Here is a 15,041-nt window from a genome sequence, read left to right on the forward strand (position 1 = left end):
GGCAGTCCTAAGATCAGATTAAACCCTCCATATGTGTTGCGTGTGAGCATGGTTCAGGCCAGGGTCTAATAAATCTAACCGTCCCCTCAGGAGAGCTTCCGGAGAGTTCTCAACTGAGGGCTTTTATAGTGATCTCACCACATCTCCAGGGATGAGTGAGCTACTTTCTTCCTCAGGCAGTGAACTCCTGGAGATTTGCGACCGCGCCTCTGCCGCTGTATCCTCCTCCATCCGGGATATGGTTGGGATGGCCGCAGGCGGACAGATGGTGAACATAGGTGCTGACGGCACCCCCACCAAGAGGATAGACCGCGCGGCAGAGGATGCAGTCCTGGAGGTGCTGAAATCATCAGGCAAGGGCTTTTGGGTGCTGAGCGAGGAGAAGGGTGAGATGATAGTGGGCAGGAACCCGGATCATTTCCTTCATCTCGATCCCCTGGACGGAACATTCAATGCCATTGCAGGAATCCCCTTCTATGCCCTCTCGATATACATCCGCGGAGATGACTGCCGTCTGGGATACATCTACGACCTTGCCCGGGGGGCAAGCTTCTATGCCGAGGCCGGCAGAGGGGCTTATGCAGGATCTGGTGAGAGAATATCCGTGTCCAAAAATGATGATCTCATGAGCTTCAGCATCTCCGCCTATACCATTCGCCCTCATACTGGCCGGGTCACAAGGATAGGAGACCGGGTGAGGAGGATTCGCACCTTAGGGAGCGCCTCCCTGGAGATGGCCCTGGTCGCCTCAGGAAAGCTGGACTCATTCGTCGATCTGCGGGGGATGATGAGGGTGGTGGACGTGGCGGCGGGCTGCCTGATCATAGAGGAGGCAGGGGGACAGGTATCCGATTCAAAGGGATGTCAGCTCCAACTGGAGAGGGGTATGTGGCAGAAGAGGTGTGTGGTCGGCTCCAACGGCCGGAGGCATCAGGATCTTCTGAGGCTCATCGAGGGTGATTGAGATTAAGATCGGATTTGTCTCTCGGAGGGGGGAGGGGCCTGTCTCGCTGGCAGCAAAGCTCATCCAGGAGATCGAGTCCTGGAAAGAGGGCGTTGGGATCCTGGTGGACGAGGACCTCGCTGTAAAGATAGGAAGGCCTCCTTCCTCTGTTCAGGAGATGGAACAGGGACGGGTGGACTTCATAGTCTCCATCGGAGGAGATGGCACCATCCTCAGGACCATTCATAAGATGGCCGACCCGGTGCCCATCCTGGGGATAAACATGGGCACCCTGGGCTTTCTGGTGGATGTGGAGCCTGCGGATGCGGAGACGACCATAAAGCGCCTCCTTTCAGGATTTGTGGTGGATGAGCGCTCCCGGCTGAAGATGCTCATAAACGGGGTCTGCATGCCCCGCGCCACCAATGAGATCGCCCTTATCACCGCCAGCCCGGCCAAGATGATAGAGTTTGAGATCCTGGTGGATGGCTCTTTGATGGAGGACTTCCGGGCGGATGGGGTGATCATAGCCACTGCTACCGGCTCTACTGCTTATGCCATGTCCGCCGGAGGCCCCATCGTCGATCCCCGTGTGGATGCCATCGTCCTGGTTCCCATGGCCCCCTTCAAGCTCTCCAGCCGCCCCTGGGTGATGCCCGGGGGCAGCGTCATCGAGGTCCGGCTCAAGCTGCCTGAGAAGGAGGCGCTGGTGGTGGTGGATGGCCAGAGCTCGACATCCGTATCCTCCCAGGACAGAATAGTGATAAGCAAGGCCAAGACCCCGGCCAGGTTTGTAAAGGTGGCAGAGGGCGGCTTTTATGCCAAGGTGAAGAGCAAGCTGACCTAGAGGCGAATGAGCTGGAGGACACCATCTCTTCGCTGCTCTTTCCCTCTCCGCCTTTTGATCCGAACTCTTTTCACTCTAATCTCTTCCATTGGGCCAGCCTTCTAGCCCACCTCTCTTTTGAGCATCAGTGTGGCAGCGGCGAACATCAGAAGAAAAAAGCCACACAGGAATGCTAGATCAGGAAAGATCTCAGATAGGCTGGATCCTTTGAGCATAATCGCCCTCAGGGCGTCGCTGGCATAGGTCAGGGGGAGGATGTTTGAGAGGGGGCGAAGAAATCCGGGGATCGATTGCACCGGCCAGAAGACGCCACAGAGAACTATCTGGGGGATGATGACAACGGGGATGAACTGTACCACCTGAAACTCGCTTCGGGCAAAGTTTGAAACAAATGAGCCCAGGGCCAAAGCCCCAGCCCCCAAAAGGAGGATCACGATAAAGGCATCAAGAATGCTGCCTCTCATCGGCACGCCGAAGAGATAAATGACTATGAGCAATGTAGTCGCTGATTGGATGACGGCAACCAGGCTGAAGCCGAGGATGTAGCCGGAGACTATCTCTATTCTGCTCAAGGGCGATACCATGAACTTCTCCAGCGTGCCAAGGGTCCTCTCCCTGAGAAATGAGATCGCAGCCAGGATGAAGGTGAAGAAGAATACAACGAAGCCAAGAATTGCGGGTCCGATTGTATCTATCATCTCCAGGTCATAGCCAAAGATATAGCGGGTGACCAGCAGGGTCTCAGATGCTCTTCCTGCCCCCTCCTGCCCCAATCCATCCCTTACCGCGGTGATGATGGCCTGGGTGATCTGCAGGCTGCTGGCATCCAATAGGACCCGCACCTCCTCGGGATATATGACCACAGCGCCGTCCAGCCTTCCCTCAGCGACAAGCTTCTCGGCATCTGATTCTGATCCAAGGCGGAGAATATCGAAGTCCTGGATCGACAGCAGATGGTCTCGCAGTGCAGGATGGCCTCCGCCGTCCACCAGCCCCAACTGAACGCCCGTCATCTCTCCAGAGAGGGCATAACCGAAGAGGAGCATGAGGAAGATGGGGGCAAATGTGATCAGGGCAATTGTGCGCCGGTCGCGCTTCAACTGGCGGACGACCCTCAGTGCCACCACACCCACCCGTCCTGGGTCCGGCCTTTTCATGACCCCTCTGAGAGGCGCAGGAAAGCCTCTTCGAGCTTTGGCTCCAAGAGGCGTATGTCCACGGGAGAGACCTCTGCCAATATCTCCTTGATCTGAGCGTGGCCCTCAAGAGAGACATTTACCACCTCTCCTCTAACCTCTATATCGTATCCCAGATCTCCCAGATGTGCTGCATCCTTCTCCGGCTCTGCCAGCCAGAGGCTCAGAACTGGGCGAAGGCCAGCCTGCCGCAGAACCTCCTCCGGGCTCCCCTGGGCGGCCATCCTCCCCGCCCGCATATAGCCCACCATCTGGCACCTCTCAGCCTCGTCCATGAGGTGCGTGGTGATGACCACTGTCTTGCCATCTTCCGCCAAGCGCTCGAAGTACTCCCAGAAGACCTTCCTCAGACGGGGATCGACACCCACTGTGGGCTCGTCCAATAAAAGCATCTCTGGCTCATGGATGAGGGTGCAGGCCAAAGAGAGCCTCTGGTACATTCCCCCGGAGAGAGCTCCTGCCAGGCGTTTTCTGTGCTCGGAGAGGGCGACCATCCCCAGCAGCTCCTCGATTCTCTTCTCTCTCTCTCGCCCCATGATGCCATAGAGTCCGGAGTAGAACTCCATGTTCTCCTCCACCGTCAGATCGGGATAGAGGGCCTTATGCTGGGTCATATATCCGATGCGGGAGTAGATCCGGCCCACCTGTGCTACCGGCCGGCCCAGGACCCTTAGCTCCCCGGAATCCAGGCGGAGCAGCCGGACGATGGCGCGGATGAATGTGGTCTTGCCCGAGCCATTTGGCCCGAGCAGGCAGTAGGTCACACCACGGGGGATCTCCACATCCAGCCGGTCCAAGGCCAGCAACCTCCCAAAGCTCTTGGTCACACCACGAGCCAATACCGCCGGGCCTTTATCGCTTGCCATGGAACTCAGACCATCATCCTTTTTCGGGCGGCTATGATCAGGGCTGCAGCCAGCAGAGCGAGGATGAAGAGAGCTGCCAGCGACCATTCAATACCCCCATCATCGATTCTCACATAGGCGTTCTCCCAGTCGGCGAGGTCATCCCGGCGGCTGTCGGAGAACTGGAAGATAATTTTTAACTGGTAGTTCTTGCCGGGCAGGGCATCCTTGGAGACATCGATCTTGTAGAAAAGCTCCGCCTCCTCCTGGGGCTCGAGAATGGGGATGGGAGACTCATCAACGCTCACATACAGGCCGCTCTCCGGGCGGAGACGGGCGACGAGATCACTGGCCCGGTCATCCCCCGTGTTTTTCACCCTTATCCTGATCACATTCCCCTCCGAGCCCGCCCGGAGGGAGGTGGGGGTGATATTCAAGAGCTCGAACTGGACACCACTTCTTCTCTCCACAATCAGATCGAGGGGAATGCTCTGGCTGAGGCTATCGTACCAGTAATAGATGTCTGGGTTCTCCGGCCGGCTAGCATCCTCCTTTACAGCCACATCCTTTTGGTAGATGTAGTCTATCTGAGCCCACAGCTGGTAGCTGCCGGGGAGGGCGTTCTCATAGGCCTCCAGGGGGAACTCCAGCCGGGGAGAGCTCTGGCCCTCTCGGATGCTGCCGGGAAAGGCCATCTGGCGTTTGATCTCCAGGGCGCTCTCGTTCTCCGCCCGGAGAAGGACAGAGACATCCTGAGCCACAGTCCTCTGCTTCTCCAGCTCCAGCTCCTTTTGAGCGGCCAAGACTTCCTCCCTTCTATTGGCTGCCGGCTCCTCATTTATCTGAAAGGAGGTTATTCGGCCCCGGTTGGTGAGTGTCAGGATGAGAACTGTCTCCTCGCCCTGATAGATGCGGGACCTATCCAGGGATGCCGTCAGATTAGGGGTGCCGTAGACCTTGTAGTAATCGGCTGAGAACCTCTCCGGCGGGACGGGAGCTCCGACCTCCGCGGCCAGAGCAGGCAGAGGTGAGAGGAGGATCACAAGTGCAGCGATCATAAATGGTGAGAGTGGCAGGGAGATCTGGGCAGAGACTCCCTTCTTCAGGCTATCATCTGTTTTTCTGTAAATCAATGGATTAATCCTCCTGCGGGCTTAGCTGGGCTAGGGGAATAGATATGTGCTGCTTCCTCTATTTGGAGATTGTCATCTGTCTATCAGCAGCCCTGTCCTTGGGCATGATATCGAAGGAGAGAAGTCCAGCGGCTATTCTTGGATCAAAGAGCATAAACGAGCATCTAAAAAAGAGGAGGGAAGCCTCGCCCCCTATTACACCAATACTAAATCTCCGGATAGACCATTGTCCTCCCATCAGGATATTCAAGGCCTATCCGCTTCAGGTATTCGCTGTATACCCCCTCGGGATTGAGATCAGCTTTGGGATGGAGCACCTTTGCCAGATAGGTCGCGCCCACCACCTGGTCCAGGCCGTTCATGATATCCCAGTCCATGAAATAGATCCGATCGGACTTTGCAGCTTTGATTCTGCTAGCTCCCGATCTCTCCATAAGCATATTCTTAGCATTCTGCAGCTTGATTGCCTCCTGAGAGGGGGCAGACTCCCAGCCGATCTGAGCATGATCTGCAGGTTGGGTCTGTCTCACAATGATCACCTCAGGATTTTCTGTTACCACCCATTCCCAGTCCACCTTCGGATATGTATCCTCCAGTGTGCCGGCGATGTTGTAGCCCCTTGCCAATTTCAGTACCTGATCAAATGCAGACCCCGGGCCCAGAGTGGAAAGGTCGCCTCCACTGGAGCTCCACTCCACATAGACCACAGGCAAATTCGTTCCTTCCACAGCATTCTTGATGGATTTGGCCTTTTCATCATACCATTTGATGTAGTCGGAAGCCTGCTCTTCCTTGCCCAGAATCTGGCCCAGGATCTCAACCTCTCGCGTCATGTTCTCCGGCTTGGTGAACTCCAGAGCCACCGCCTTGATGTTCTTGAAGGGCTCCAGTCCCTTCTCCAGGCCGTATATGCCGTAGCTCTTGCCTGGATAGCTGTAGCCGATGACCACGATATCGGGAACGATGGTATCCTCTCCATTGCTGGCGATCGCTCCGATCATCTCATAGTCCAGAGCATTCCATTTCCCCACACTCTGCTTTCCCTTGAGAAGAGGGAAGTAGTAGCCCTTATTCTTCACTGTATCAGAGATCCCTACCACCTTGTCCGCCGCTCCCAGCATCACCACTGCCTCGGCTGCGTCCGAGCTGGTGACGATCACCCTCTCGATCGGCTGGGTGAAAGTGACCTCTCTGCCAGCAGAGTCGGTGATGGTCAGGGGGTATTCAGCCGCCCATGCCGGTGCCAGCAGCAATGCCACCATGACAAGTGCTACGGGTACAGAAAACAGTTGTATTTTCATATCTATTCCTCACATAACCTGTCATTATTAAGACGGCGCTGAGTATAAATCGTTTTTGTTAATAATTATAGGGCAGCAGTTAGTAAAGGGCATTTATCCCGCCCTCCGCCCACAGAACTAGGAAAAAAGGAGATGATAGCGCCTTTTTACGGCGCTGGCAGTTGGTTTAACATTCGGGGCGCCTTATAAGCACGGCAGCCAGTCAACGCTGACTGCTCCGCAGGTGGAGTTGCCCCAGAGCTGGATGAACTTCTCAATGGAGAAGACACCAGTCAGGTCCTCGACCGACCGGCCATACTCAGCATGTCTGCCCTTGAGGGAGCTGCTGGCCTCGGGATCCCTGGAGAGCCAGCCGATATGAGCGACGCCGATCACATTGCTGTTTATGTTGGCCTCGAGCACTCCGTTACAGCAAGGCGTCTCGGTCTGGCCATTGTAGCCCCTGGTCTTGACCTCGGTGGTCTTCTGCAGGTGCTCGGCATGGGTGTACATCTCCGTCATAACCGCGCCTATCTTGTAGTTCTGCACGCACAGCTTATCTACCCATTTCTGGTCGTAGGTGCCGGTCTGATAAGAGACGGGCATGTACTCCAGCTCCTGCTCTGAGGTGAAGTTGATATAATCCATGGGATAGCCGTTCGCCCAAATGCAATCTAAGCCCGCAGGCTGTCTCTCCGCCTCCAGTTCTATCCGGGAGGTTATGACATTTCCTGAGCCGGACTGCTTCTCCACCAGCTTCTGACCCTCAAAGCCAGGTTGGGTGGAGATGACCATCTCCAGACTTCTGTACCCCACTCCTTTTACAGACGATTTCTCGTACATGTAATTGGCAGCGCCTGCCATGCCTATTAGGGTCATGGCTATGACCGCTAAAATGATCATTTTTCTACTCAATCCACACTACCTCCTTTTCGAAAAGATCGCTCCCTTAAAGGAACCCTAACACCCGCTATTGAGCTTCTCAGCAGCCTATTTCAAGCTTTTGGCCCATTCTGATCTCATCAGAGAGGCTCGGCCCGGCGATCATGGGGAGAGGATGCCCTCAACTCAAAAGAAAATAAAAAAACGTATGAGCTCATGCCCTATGACCGAAATTGTTCAGCCGGTTTACAAAATTTTGGCATGAGCTGCTGGTGCAGGGACTGGAGGCGGGAAGGCTTCGAGAGCTATTGGCAGCTGGTGTAGCTATTCCCTGGCATTCACCATCCTCACAGGCGGGCTTGGACTCGGCATTATTGCGGAAGAGAATCCTCCGGTTTATCTCGAATGACCCAAAGTACTCCTCCAGCTCTTTGAGGCTCTTTTGCCCGGGGACAGATTGCTTAGCATCCAGGAGGTAATATCCAGTGAAGTTGTCCATCGTCTTGAACTCCGCAGTCTTCTTCAAAGATCCAGTCTGATGCAAGGTGAAATCCTGGCTCTTGAACTCCATCTGCTGCAGATCATAGGTCTCCTTCACCTTGGCGCCCACCCCGCCGAATATAGCAGAGCTCTTGAAGCTCTCCGTCCCCACCAGAGCATCTCCACTGGCCAGGGCATTGTAGTTGTCAACGGCATCCCGTTCAATGAAGTTGGCGTTCTTTCCTCTGGCCTCATTCACCATGTACTCATTCTTGACCAGGGCATCAACGCTGCCGCTGAAGATCACATCCTTGCTGGACTTGATCCCCGATTTCATGGATCGGAGATCTTTGCTCATCTGGAACTGGCCTGAGCCACTGATAGCGGTCTCCGAAGCATAATCGTATGCCTGCACCCGGACAGATGCCTCTTTCGAGGCGGAGGTGCGGCATTTGGCTGAGGCCTCGACTGCAAACCTGTACCTTCCCTCTACAGCATTTGCATCCGGCTGAACAGCCAGGTTCCGGGAACGGGTCGCCCCTGCCGGGATATTCAATGAGGTCCTGGTCCAGCCAAACCAGTCTAAAGCACAATCCATCGGCTTGACGCACACCTCCACCTCGGCATCGGTTGAGCCCCCATTGGTCACAGTAACCACGAAGTCCAGCCCATTCCCCTGGGTGGTATAGGACTTATCCCTCTCCGATTCGGGTCCAGTGAGGGTGATATCCACTGATAGCGCCCCAGAATCTCCCCCACAGGGGCTGGGCAGGTAGTCGGGAATGGATGGAGTGGGGAGACCGGGCCAGGTGGCTGAAACGTCACCCAGTGTCATCCCCGGATCCTCGACTGTAGCTTGCGCCTGGCATGCTGTCAGGATCAACATCGTTATCATCATAATCAGATCTCTTCTCATGCTAACCCCCTGAAATAAGGTAAAAAAAGCAGCCAGGTCATCCCGACCTAGCAGTCTATTCCTTCACAAGGCGCGCGTTGCCTCTCTGGCACGGGATTCTCATGGAACTTCAGTATCTTCTCTGCCTCGAAAGTTCCTGTGAACATCTCATGAGCCTTGATGTCCTTATAGAATATCCTATGCCATGTGGCATCGGTTCCCCATGTGCCGTTAAAGGAGTTCTTGGTCTCAATTCCCACCAGATGAGCGGGGTTGTTGCCCATCAAGGCAGCAACAGCATCCTGATCCCTTCCCGCCTTCGCGAGGGAGCCGATGAGGTCCTCTGGCGTTGTCCCCGGCGGGTTATAGGGCGTGGTGGAGGAGAAGAATGCCGTCTCATCCTGCTCCAGCTCGTTTACCGAGAACAGCTCCTGCACATTGGCGCCAATGCCGCCATAGAAGGCCTTGGAGTTGATGAATCGACCGCCGGTCAGGGGAATCTGGCCGCTGTAGGTCATCTTGGTGTTCTGGACGAGGTTCAGATTGGACTTGTTTCCCCCATTGACTGTGGAGACATTTCTCTTGAGGACATCAGCATTCTGGGAATATGCCGTCTCCTGATCTAGCTCGAAGTCCCCGTCTCCGTTCATGGTGTCGAAGTATTCCAGGGCTATCTTCTTGTCGATTATAGAATTGGAGACATCGATAATCCCGGTGCCGGACACCTTATGACTTTCACAAAATTGCTCATACTGCACTGGCGGTACCAATGGCGGATTCGCCAGGACAATGCCGCATAGCCCCATCAGAGCTACTGCGATGACTATCGTCACTCCCTTCATATTACAATTACCCCCGATGTTTGACGTAACAGTCTTTGATCCCTTTGGGTTTTTTTCTGTCCTGCCTGATATGCAGAACTTGAGCTACAATTATAAGCTGATATAAGCTGATGCTTTTATTCGATATAAATCTATCTGTTGATGGGAAAAAAAGATAAAAATGGTTCCCGCTGCAGGCGCAATCGGCCTGTGCAGGAGTCCTTTATGCGGCCATCTACAAACAGGGCAGCCAATCGACGCTGACTGCTCCGCAGGTGGAGTTGCCCCAGAGCTGGATGAACTTCTCAATGGAGAAGACACCAGTCAGGTCCTCGACCGATCTGCCATACTCAGCGTGGCGGCCCTTGAGGGCTTTGCTGGCCTCGGGATCCCTGGAGAGCCATCCGATATGGGCAACACCGATGACATTGCTGTTCAGGTTGGCCTCAAGGACGCCAGTGCAGCAGCGAGGACAGCCGCTGTCGGTGAAGATGTATCTGTTGGGATCCTCTCGGTTGTAAATGCCATATCCTCTGGTCTTGACCTCAGTGGTCTTCTGCAGGTGCTCGGCATGAGTGTACATCTCAGTCAGCACAGCGCCTATCTTGTAGTTCTGCACACACAACTTCTCGACCCACTTCTGGTCATAGGTGCCTGTCTGATAGGATACTGGCATGTACTCGAACTCAGCCTCCTTGGTGAAGTTGATGTAGTCCATGGGGCACAGAGTTCCTGTGGGCCAGTCGCATACGCACCAATCGCAGGGGAAGCCGTAAGGATCAATAACCCAGCCGATGGGGACCCCATCACCATTAAGCTGCCTCTCGGCCTCCAGCTCAGTCCTCTCTACGATCACATTTCCCGATCCAGACTCCTTCTCAACCAGCTTCTGGCCGTTGAAGCCAGACTGGGTGGAAATGATCATCTCTACGTTCTTGTATCCAACGCCCTTTACCGACGCCTTTTCGTACATGTAGTTGGCTGCACCGGCCATGCCGAGCATGGCCATGGCGAGCACAATCAGAACAGCTATTAGTTTTTTGATTTGCAATCCCTCCTTTTGTATTGCGATCCAGGATCATTCTTGATCCGCCCTGGATATCCCCACAGTTGAGCATAGAAGCATGTTGCAGGCACAATCGCTGTGGTTGGATTATTGTGATATAAATCTGTCGAGTTTATCCGGACATCATCGCCCTTATGAATAATGCCTGACATATAAAAAAAATGGCCTCAGGCGTCTCCGCCTGCGGTCAGAATCCGATCTGTATCAATCTGTCTATCTAAATGCAGGGCAGCCAGTCAACGCTGATTGCGCCGCAGGTGGAGTTGCCCCAGAGCTGGATGAACTTCTCAATGGAGAAGACACCAGTCAGGTCCTCGACGGATCTGCCGTACTCAGCGTGGCGGCCCTTGAGCAGCCTGCTGGGCTCGGGATCCCTGGAGAGCCATCCGATATGGGCAACGCCGATGACGTTGCTATTCAGGTTGGCCTCAAGAACGCCAGTGCAGCAGTTATCGACACAGATGTTCTGGTAGCCTCTGGTCTTGACCTCGGTGGTCTTCTGCAGGTGCTCAGCGTGGCTGTACATCTCAGTCAGCACAGCGCCGATTCTGTAGTTCTGCACACACAGCTTCTCGACCCACTTCTGGTCATAGGTGCCTGTCTGGTAGGATACCGGCATGTACTCGAACTCAGCTTCCTTGGTGAAGTTGATGTAGTCCATGGCACAGGTATTGGGATATATACAGGGCAGCTGCAGTCCAGCAGCATCCAACTGTCTCTCAGCCTCTACCTCAGTCCTCTCAGTGATCACGTTTCCGGATCCGGACTCCTTCTCAACCAGCTTCTGGCCGTTGAAGCCAGACTGGGTGGAAATGATCATCTCTACGTTCTTGTATCCAACGCCCTTGACCGATGCCTTTTCGTACATATAGTTAGCTGCACCGGCCATGCCGACCACGGCCATGGCGACTATAATCAAAACAGCTATTAGTTTTCTCATTTCTTTCCCACCTCCTTTACATGAGGATCCAAAGTCGCTACTGATAGCAACAAATGATCCTTTAGTACATCACCCCGGCTGGATATACAGATCCTCGATCAGTGATCCAGAATCGCTCCCCCTGAAGAGATGAAACCAGAGATGAAACCATTCGGCTCCGCTCTGCTCCAGTACATAAGCCAAAAGCGCGAACTGTCATCCTATCCGGCGTGAGGCGCCTGAATTCAGGATTACCACTAGATATTATTTGAGCTATTGTCTCAGGCACAACCTTTCCCATTAGATTACTGGCATATAAAGCTATCGAGCAGGGATGGGGGAATTTTATATTCCATTGTGGCTGTGAGAGCTCATTCTCCTGAGGGCTATAGAGCCTTTTTAGAATGGGAATATAAGAGAGTATACATTTATGAAAAGCGGCTATGGTTGAATAGCTTAAAAAATGTGGTTTGGACCCGGGGCGTCTCCACCCAGGGTCAAAATCCGATGTATATCACTTTGTCTATCTAAATGCAGGGCAGCCAGTCAACGCTGATGGCACCACAGGTGGAGTTGCCCCAGAGCTGGATGAACTTCTCAATGGAGAAGACACCAGTCAGGTCCTCGACGGATCTGCCGTACTCAGCGTGGCGGCCCTTGAGCTGCCTGCTGGGCTCGGGATCCCTGGAGAGCCATCCGATATGGGCAACGCCGATGACGTTGCTGTTCAGGTTGGCCTCAAGAACGCCAGTGCAGCAGTTCTCGACACAGGTGTTCTGGTAGCCTCTGGTCTTGACCTCGGTGGTCTTCTGCAGGTGCTCAGCGTGGCTGTACATCTCAGTCAGCACAGCGCCGATTCTGTAGTTCTGCACACACAGCTTCTCGACCCACTTCTGGTCATAGGTGCCTGTCTGATAGGATACCGGCATGTACTCGAACTCAGCTTCCTTGGTGAAGTTGATGTAGTCCATGGCACAGGTATTGGGATACATACAGGGCAACTGAGCGCCATAGGCATTAAGCTGCCTCTCAGCCTCTACCTCGGTCCTCTCTACGATCACGTTTCCGGATCCGGACTCCTTCTCAACCAGCTTCTGGCCGTTGAAGCCAGACTGGGTGGAAATGATCATCTCTACGTTCTTATATCCAACGCCCTTGACCGATGCCTTTTCGTACATATAGTTAGCTGCACCGGCCATGCCTACTACGGCCATGGCGACTATAATCAAAACAGCTATCAGTTTTCTCATTTCTTTCCCACCTCCTTGATATACCAACATTTCTCAGGATCCAAGCCGTCCACAGAGGCCTAAATCCACTTGACACCATAAGACAGCAAGACCTCGTCTTCTGCACGGCAACAAGCCCATGCAGAGCAACTCCGATTTTGCTGGCGTTATGGAGTACCTGATCCTCATGCTTATCGGCTCATATTTGAGTATTTTGCTCAGGCAAGAGCACCCTATACCGCCTTCAGGAATATAAACGTATCGGGTCTTTATCCAGAAAAACCGATATCGGCTAGTCTTGTCAATCGTTTTGCCCCAGCAAAAATGCCATCGATCTTCACCGGGATTGCAGGGAAAGTGCTACTATCCTCCTGATGCAATAGCAGTAGAATGCGCGCCAGGACGCTGGCTGGCAACATCAGCCCCTTTCGACTCTGGGAAGTTGCGCAGGCCGTCCAGATGGGATTATTGAAAGGTGCTCCGGCCGGGATTTGGACCCGAGTCTTCGGCTTGAAAGGCCGAAATGATTGGCCGGGCTACACTACCGGAGCAATGATTTCATCAAATCAACCTGCCTGGCCCTCCTAAATGAGATTGAACAGATATATCTACATTTCCAGTGAGATCCTGGATTTTGAGTAGTCCCGGGCGGATTCGAACCGCCGTCGCGGGCTCCAAAGGCCCTCAGGATTGACCTCTACCCTACGGGACTATTTTCTCGCTTCTTCAGACGCGGCAGCCCCTGCCCTCAGAAGCCTGCCCTTGGTTGTCCCCATAAGATATATATTCTCTTTCCCGGAGGATCAATCTGGATGAAGCTGCTCACCAGGACCCATATGAGCCAGCGCAGGTTGATGGAGATCCTCAGGGTGATCGAGAGCGCCAGCACGCCAGTGGGAGCGAGGGCGATCTCAGATACCCTTTCCAACCGGGGCTATGATCTGGGCGAAAGGGCGGTGCGCTATAATCTCAAGATCCTCGATGAGCTGGGGTTCACCAAGAAGAAGGGCTATAGCGGCCGGGTGATCACCCCGCTGGGCTCCAGAGAGCTAGCCGATGCCCTGATAGACGATCGGATAGGCTTTGTGAACACCAGGATTGAGGAATATATGTACAGGAGCAGCTTTGATCCGCACAGCTGCCAGGGTCTGGTCATCGCCAATACCAGCATTATCGATAAAACCGATTCCGATCGGGTCCTGGATATCCTCGCCCGCGCCTTCGACGAGGGATACGGGATAAGCCGCCGTGTATTGATCCTGGACGAGGGCGAGATGCTCTCCACCCAGGTGGTGCCCGCTGGATCTATAGGTATGGTCACGGTATGCAGCATGACCATGGATGGGATTCTGATGAAGAAGGGGATTCCCGTCCTCACCAGCTTCGCAGGCCTGGTAAGGATCAAAGATAAGCAGCCGGTGGAGTTCACTGATCTCATAGCCTATGCGGGCTCATCCCTCGACCCGGTGAAGATCTTCATGGGAGGGAGGGTGACAAGCGTCTCCAATGCCATCAGCAGAGGATCGGGGCGGGTGCTGGCCAATGTCCGGGAGGTACCCCTCGCGGCGGCTGGATATGCCCTCGATATCCTGGAAGCATCTCGATGTGCAGGATTTGGCGGCCTTATAAAAGTCGGAGGTCCCGCCGAGCCGATACTGGGCTGTCCAGTGGCCGCAGGAAAGATCGGCATCGCCTTTTATGCTGGGGTCAATGGTGCAGTGGCTGCAGAGGAGATGGGAGCGGGGATAAAGACCCTGCCGATATCCATGCTCGTGGACTACTCCCGGATGGCCGATCTGAGCTGATATTCCCCAATCGATCTTCTTGAGCTGATATCCCCCAATCGATCTTCTTGAGCTGATATCCCCCAATCGATCTTCCTGAGCTGATATTCCCCAATCGATCTTCCTGAGCTGATATTCCCCAATCGATCTTCCTGAGCTGATATCCCCCAATCGATCTTCCTGAGCTGATATTCATCACTTCAAGGCTTAAAAGACAAGATAATGTTTTATAGGGCATCAGTCTCTAGACAGAAAGTCACATTTACGTCGATGAGGAAGTATAATGGATTTTAGAGTTGTGGTCTCAGATCCCAAAAGCGGTAAAGCCTATCAGGTAGAGCTTAAGGATACCGGAGCGAGCAAGCTACTGGGGAAGCATATCGGCGAGAAGATCGAAGGGGAGATCCTGGGCATGCCAGGATACTCGATGCAGATCACAGGAGGGAGCGATCGCGAGGGATTTCCCATGCGGGCCGACCTCCCGGGAAACAAACGAAGAAAGATCCTTCTCTCCACTGGAATCGGCTATCACCCCACTGCTGAGGGCAAGAAGAAGAGGAAGAGCATCCATGGGAGGGACATATCCCACGATATCGGCCAGATAAATGTCAAGGTGGTGGAGTCGGGGGCCAAATCGCTGGAGGAGCTGTTGAGCAGGACCCCCAAGGAGGAGAGCCCTGAGTAGCTGGGACGGAGAGCATCAGAAAGGGACGGCCTGCCG

Annotated in this window: 14 protein-coding genes and 2 tRNA genes; 4 read left to right on the forward strand and 12 right to left on the reverse strand. The window is 54.2% G+C overall.

Translation table 11 applies throughout. From position 1 onward, the window contains the following. Positions 1-151 precede the first annotated feature (151 nt). On the forward strand, positions 152-964 hold the full coding sequence (locus IPI63_RS04120) for a bifunctional fructose-bisphosphatase/inositol-phosphate phosphatase (RefSeq protein ID WP_292476796.1): 813 nt from the start codon (positions 152-154) through the stop codon (positions 962-964). Beyond that, positions 957-1,790: an NAD(+)/NADH kinase gene (locus IPI63_RS04125; protein WP_292476798.1), complete on the forward strand. Its 834-nt coding sequence runs from the start codon at positions 957-959 to the stop codon at positions 1,788-1,790. Before IPI63_RS04120 ends, IPI63_RS04125 begins: the two co-directional genes overlap by 8 nt. A 101-nt stretch (positions 1,791-1,891) precedes the next feature. Here the strand turns inward: IPI63_RS04125 and IPI63_RS04130 are convergent, their stop codons facing one another. The 12 genes from IPI63_RS04130 to IPI63_RS04185 all read right to left on the reverse strand — a co-directional run bounded on the left by IPI63_RS04130 (position 1,892) and on the right by IPI63_RS04185 (position 13,248). Beyond that, positions 1,892-2,947 carry an ABC transporter permease gene (locus IPI63_RS04130; protein ID WP_292476800.1) on the reverse strand — a complete coding sequence of 352 codons (1,056 nt, stop codon included), beginning with the start codon at positions 2,945-2,947 and terminating at the stop codon, positions 1,892-1,894. After that, entirely contained in the window at positions 2,944-3,852 is a 909-nt protein-coding gene (locus IPI63_RS04135; protein WP_292476802.1) for an ABC transporter ATP-binding protein, read from the reverse strand. Before IPI63_RS04135 ends, IPI63_RS04130 begins: the two co-directional genes overlap by 4 nt. Positions 3,853-3,857: 5 nt before the next feature. Then, positions 3,858-4,964 carry a hypothetical protein gene (locus tag IPI63_RS04140; RefSeq protein WP_292476804.1) on the reverse strand — a complete coding sequence of 369 codons (1,107 nt, stop codon included), beginning with the start codon at positions 4,962-4,964 and terminating at the stop codon, positions 3,858-3,860. A 206-nt stretch (positions 4,965-5,170) separates the two neighbouring features. After that, the gene (locus IPI63_RS04145; RefSeq protein WP_292476805.1) at positions 5,171-6,265 is read right to left on the reverse strand and encodes an ABC transporter substrate-binding protein; all 1,095 of its coding nucleotides are present in this window, start codon (positions 6,263-6,265) and stop codon (positions 5,171-5,173) included. A 183-nt stretch (positions 6,266-6,448) separates the two neighbouring features. Further along, positions 6,449-7,159: a hypothetical protein gene (locus IPI63_RS04150; RefSeq protein WP_292476806.1), complete on the reverse strand. Its 711-nt coding sequence runs from the start codon at positions 7,157-7,159 to the stop codon at positions 6,449-6,451. A 181-nt stretch (positions 7,160-7,340) separates the two neighbouring features. Beyond that, on the reverse strand, positions 7,341-8,522 hold the full coding sequence (locus IPI63_RS04155; protein ID WP_292476807.1) for a hypothetical protein: 1,182 nt from the start codon (positions 8,520-8,522) through the stop codon (positions 7,341-7,343). Positions 8,523-8,569: 47 nt separating this feature from the next. Continuing rightward, positions 8,570-9,343 (reverse strand): hypothetical protein, encoded by a 774-nt coding sequence (locus IPI63_RS04160; RefSeq protein WP_214066092.1) that lies wholly within the window; start codon positions 9,341-9,343, stop codon positions 8,570-8,572. A gap of 214 nt (positions 9,344-9,557) precedes the next feature. Then, positions 9,558-10,367, reverse strand: a complete 810-nt coding sequence (locus tag IPI63_RS04165) for a hypothetical protein (protein WP_214066094.1) — start codon at positions 10,365-10,367, stop codon at positions 9,558-9,560. A gap of 238 nt (positions 10,368-10,605) precedes the next feature. Further along, positions 10,606-11,328, reverse strand: coding sequence for a hypothetical protein (locus IPI63_RS04170; protein ID WP_292476810.1), 723 nt, complete (start codon positions 11,326-11,328; stop codon positions 10,606-10,608). 506 nt (positions 11,329-11,834) lie between these two features. Further along, positions 11,835-12,557, reverse strand: coding sequence for a hypothetical protein (locus tag IPI63_RS04175; protein ID WP_214075605.1), 723 nt, complete (start codon positions 12,555-12,557; stop codon positions 11,835-11,837). A gap of 455 nt (positions 12,558-13,012) precedes the next feature. Further along, positions 13,013-13,087: transfer RNA gene (locus tag IPI63_RS04180), tRNA-Glu, on the reverse strand. 88 nt (positions 13,088-13,175) lie between these two features. Beyond that, positions 13,176-13,248: transfer RNA gene (locus tag IPI63_RS04185), tRNA-Gln, on the reverse strand. A 100-nt stretch (positions 13,249-13,348) separates the two neighbouring features. Here IPI63_RS04185 and IPI63_RS04190 point away from each other — a divergent pair. Then, the gene (locus IPI63_RS04190; protein WP_292476813.1) at positions 13,349-14,341 is read left to right on the forward strand and encodes a DUF128 domain-containing protein; all 993 of its coding nucleotides are present in this window, start codon (positions 13,349-13,351) and stop codon (positions 14,339-14,341) included. Between the two features lie 262 nt (positions 14,342-14,603). Beyond that, positions 14,604-15,005 (forward strand): 30S ribosomal protein S6e, encoded by a 402-nt coding sequence (locus IPI63_RS04195; protein ID WP_292476815.1) that lies wholly within the window; start codon positions 14,604-14,606, stop codon positions 15,003-15,005. The last annotated feature ends 36 nt before the right edge of the window (positions 15,006-15,041 follow it).

It is taken from the genome of Methanothrix sp. (genome assembly GCF_016706325.1).
Classification (GTDB): Archaea; Halobacteriota; Methanosarcinia; order Methanotrichales; family Methanotrichaceae; genus Methanothrix.

Excerpts from the sequence above, each read along its gene's own strand:
- IPI63_RS04155 (WP_292476807.1), bottom strand. The coding sequence starts at position 8,522 with ATGAGAAGAGATCTGATTATGATGATAACGATGTTGATCCTGACAGCA.
- IPI63_RS04170 (WP_292476810.1), bottom strand. The coding sequence starts at position 11,328 with ATGAGAAAACTAATAGCTGTTTTGATTATAGTCGCCATGGCCGTGGTC.
- IPI63_RS04145 (WP_292476805.1), bottom strand. The coding sequence starts at position 6,265 with ATGAAAATACAACTGTTTTCTGTACCCGTAGCACTTGTCATGGTGGCA.
- IPI63_RS04190 (WP_292476813.1), top strand. The coding sequence starts at position 13,349 with ATGAAGCTGCTCACCAGGACCCATATGAGCCAGCGCAGGTTGATGGAG.
- IPI63_RS04160 (WP_214066092.1), bottom strand. The coding sequence starts at position 9,343 with ATGAAGGGAGTGACGATAGTCATCGCAGTAGCTCTGATGGGGCTATGC.
- IPI63_RS04175 (WP_214075605.1), bottom strand. The coding sequence starts at position 12,557 with ATGAGAAAACTGATAGCTGTTTTGATTATAGTCGCCATGGCCGTAGTA.
- IPI63_RS04195 (WP_292476815.1), top strand. The coding sequence starts at position 14,604 with ATGGATTTTAGAGTTGTGGTCTCAGATCCCAAAAGCGGTAAAGCCTAT.
- IPI63_RS04130 (WP_292476800.1), bottom strand. The coding sequence starts at position 2,947 with ATGAAAAGGCCGGACCCAGGACGGGTGGGTGTGGTGGCACTGAGGGTC.
- IPI63_RS04135 (WP_292476802.1), bottom strand. The coding sequence starts at position 3,852 with ATGGCAAGCGATAAAGGCCCGGCGGTATTGGCTCGTGGTGTGACCAAG.
- IPI63_RS04120 (WP_292476796.1), top strand. The coding sequence starts at position 152 with ATGAGTGAGCTACTTTCTTCCTCAGGCAGTGAACTCCTGGAGATTTGC.